This window comes from Vibrio sp. 1731 (assembly GCF_033339955.1).
Lineage (GTDB): Bacteria > Pseudomonadota > Gammaproteobacteria > Enterobacterales > Vibrionaceae > Vibrio > Vibrio alginolyticus.
Window position 1 is genome coordinate 1 of sequence record NZ_JAWOVO010000077.1, and the last position, 1448, is coordinate 1448.

Annotated in this window: 2 protein-coding genes and 1 pseudogene; 2 read left to right on the forward strand and 1 reads right to left on the reverse strand. The window is 37.8% G+C overall.

The annotated features are described in order from the left end of the window. A pseudogene (locus R7035_RS25265) lies at positions 1-224 on the forward strand (IS5/IS1182 family transposase); the annotation flags it as partial. 35 nt (positions 225-259) lie between these two features. Beyond that, complete coding sequence (locus R7035_RS25270; RefSeq protein WP_004920769.1) at positions 260-901, forward strand: type A-3 chloramphenicol O-acetyltransferase CatIII; 642 nt, start codon at positions 260-262, stop codon at positions 899-901. A 323-nt stretch (positions 902-1224) separates the two neighbouring features. Here R7035_RS25270 and R7035_RS25275 read toward each other — a convergent pair. Beyond that, positions 1225-1448: transposase (locus R7035_RS25275; RefSeq protein ID WP_225455851.1), on the reverse strand; the 224-nt coding region annotated here is incomplete at its 5' end.

Below are 1448 nucleotides of genomic sequence, written 5' to 3' on the forward strand. Positions count from 1 at the left end.
AAAGTCGTCGCTATGAACCTCATATCCAGTCACGGAAGGATGAGTCAGAAGCCATTAAAAACACGGATTTTAAGGCTCACCGTTGGGTTGTAGAGAGAACACACAGTTGGATGAATCGCTACCGTCGTGTCCTGACTCGTTGGGAGAAGAAAGTCGAGAATTATGAGGCGATGCTGCATTTTGCCTGTGGTATCATTGTCTGGACTAAAAACCTATTGGGATAGGTTCTTAGTAAATAAAAATTCAGAAGGGATATGTTATGAACTATACAAAATTTGATGTAAAAAATTGGGTTCGCCGTGAGCATTTTGAGTTTTATCGGCATCGTTTACCATGTGGTTTTAGCTTAACAAGCAAAATTGATATCACGACGTTAAAAAAGTCATTGGATGATTCAGCGTATAAGTTTTATCCGGTAATGATCTATCTGATTGCTCAGGCCGTGAATCAATTTGATGAGTTGAGAATGGCGATAAAAGATGATGAATTGATCGTATGGGATTCAGTCGACCCACAATTCACCGTATTCCATCAAGAAACAGAGACATTTTCAGCACTGAGTTGCCCATACTCATCCGATATTGATCAATTTATGGTGAATTATTTATCGGTAATGGAACGTTATAAAAGTGATACCAAGTTATTTCCTCAAGGGGTAACACCAGAAAATCATTTAAATATTTCAGCATTACCTTGGGTTAATTTTGATAGCTTTAATTTAAATGTTGCTAATTTTACCGATTATTTTGCACCCATTATAACAATGGCAAAATATCAGCAAGAAGGGGATAGACTGTTATTGCCGCTCTCAGTACAGGTTCATCATGCAGTTTGTGATGGCTTCCATGTTGCACGCTTTATTAATCGGCTACAAGAGTTGTGTAACAGTAAATTAAAATAAGCTCAGGTTAAATTAAAGGGTTTCATATCTAGTGAAGCCCTGTTTTATTATGTTTTGAGTTAACTTATCTTCAATGGCGGTCATAGAACCGACTGTTTACCCTCAAATAAATGTGTGAGCCGAATTATTATATCATCCTTCCGCAAAAGGCTAAAAACCATAAACAATAAAATGTTTTTTGTCGGCTTTTGTTCGCACTTTTTATCTGTTTCTAGGCATTTTATGATAATTTTTTAAAGGTAAGCTTGAAATAACACGTCGATGCCAAGATATGTATCAAATCATGATATATAAACTAAATGGGATAAAGAATGAATAAGAACCTATCCCAAAAGGATTTTATTCCAGACAATGATGGCACAGGCAAGATGCAGCATTGCCTCGTAATTTTCGACCTTTTTCTCCCAACGAGTCAGGACACGACGGTAGCGATTCATCCAACTGTGTGTTCTCTCTACAACCCAGCGGTGGGCCTTAAAATCCGTGTTTTTGATGGCTTCTGATTCATCCTTCCGTGACTGGACATGAGGCTCATAGCGACGACTTC

What these genes read in the sequence shown, in the direction of transcription:
- R7035_RS25270 (WP_004920769.1), top strand. Translation starts at nt 260, where the DNA reads ATGAACTATACAAAATTTGATGTAAAAAATTGGGTTCGCCGTGAGCAT.